Below are 1,251 nucleotides of genomic sequence, written 5' to 3' on the forward strand. Positions count from 1 at the left end.
AATATTCACAGCCATCTGACAAACCAGTAACTTGGGTCGAACTAGGGAACTGGCTCCTATTCCACACCTAGTTCAGGGAAGGTCAACGGAATTGAGTTGCCTTGAGGGCAAATCCGACTCGAAGGGCGTGTTGCATGTGCTTTACCCTTTGGGGTTTTCCAGCGTTTCGATCCTGGCGATACAACTTGTCGAAGCTAAGAATGAACAGAGTGAGTATGATTAATGTAGTGGCCAAATTGCGAGCAAATACTAAATCAAACATGACTATATCCTGAATTTATCAATCCCTGGGCGTTCTGAGCCCCATTGCCCATGATTAAAAATTGTGAAGTGCCGATGTTTAATTTAGGGTTGACGCTCAGGTGTACAGTGTTGCTTGTTGTGTAAGAATTGAGGCCAATCGCTACAATTGGTGAAATCTGGTGAAATCTCGGAAATCTCGTCACTTACTAGTAGCTTCCTTTGTCCCGTGGCTGAATCTTCCCATGAATAGGAGTAGAGTGGGCATCCTGCCCGCCCGAAAATATATTGAAACTGGCAAGATGCCAGTTCCACCAAGATGCCCATTCCACCTCACTCTTAAAATCATTCCATTATTAAGCAATGCTTTCGTTGTTGCTGGCGCTGTCTTGGGCTGTACCCACCAAGTTATACCGACCACACCAGCGTCAGAGGCTAAACCAGTGATTAGCAGATCTGTTACTGATCTAATTCAGATTGAACCCTTACCGATTGCGACCAAGTATAGGAATCAGTGGACTCCTGAATTAGAGTCAGAATTCTGGGTGCGAGCCAACCAGGCAATTCAGTACTACGGTGGTAAAGGTTATGGCAACAACTACGGGGAAAATGAGAAGCGGTCTTATCCCTATGCCATGTTTGATTTTATTGTTGGCAATCGGGAAAAAGCCCTAGAGTTTCTGCAATCAGAAGATGCCCAAGCTCAAGATAACCAACATACTGAGGGTATTGACTACTATTACGCTTTCACTCTCAAAGGACAAATCCGAAAATACTTCTTCTTTGGGCAATTTCTCGACCCGACCTACAAACAGCGAATGTTTGACGGTGCCAAAACCTGGACAGAAACAGACCCCAATGGGCGTCCTCACCCGATTTATGGAAAGGGAAAAGGTGGTGATGGTTGGGGACCGGATGTGCGAGGAAGTTGGGTGGATGGACGCAACACGGACAATCTCCGGGCAATGCGAGAGATTTCCGTTTATCTGATGGCGGAGGAAACCGGAAATG

1 protein-coding gene and 1 pseudogene are annotated in these 1,251 nt (G+C 46.1%); one reads left to right on the forward strand and one right to left on the reverse strand.

Annotated elements, in window-relative coordinates; translation table 11 throughout:
• Positions 1-82: 82 nt before the first annotated feature.
• Positions 83-262 (reverse strand): hypothetical protein, encoded by a 180-nt coding sequence (locus F6K38_RS42335; protein WP_008181206.1) that lies wholly within the window; start codon positions 260-262, stop codon positions 83-85.
• A gap of 160 nt (positions 263-422) precedes the next feature.
• Here F6K38_RS42335 and F6K38_RS42340 point away from each other — a divergent pair.
• Positions 423-1,251 (forward strand): annotated as a pseudogene (locus F6K38_RS42340) (hypothetical protein); the annotation flags it as partial.

The organism is Moorena sp. SIO3B2 (genome assembly GCF_010692525.1).
Lineage (GTDB): Bacteria > Cyanobacteriota > Cyanobacteriia > Cyanobacteriales > Coleofasciculaceae > Moorena > Moorena producens.

Excerpts from the sequence above, each read along its gene's own strand:
- F6K38_RS42335 (WP_008181206.1), bottom strand. The coding sequence starts at position 262 with ATGTTTGATTTAGTATTTGCTCGCAATTTGGCCACTACATTAATCATA.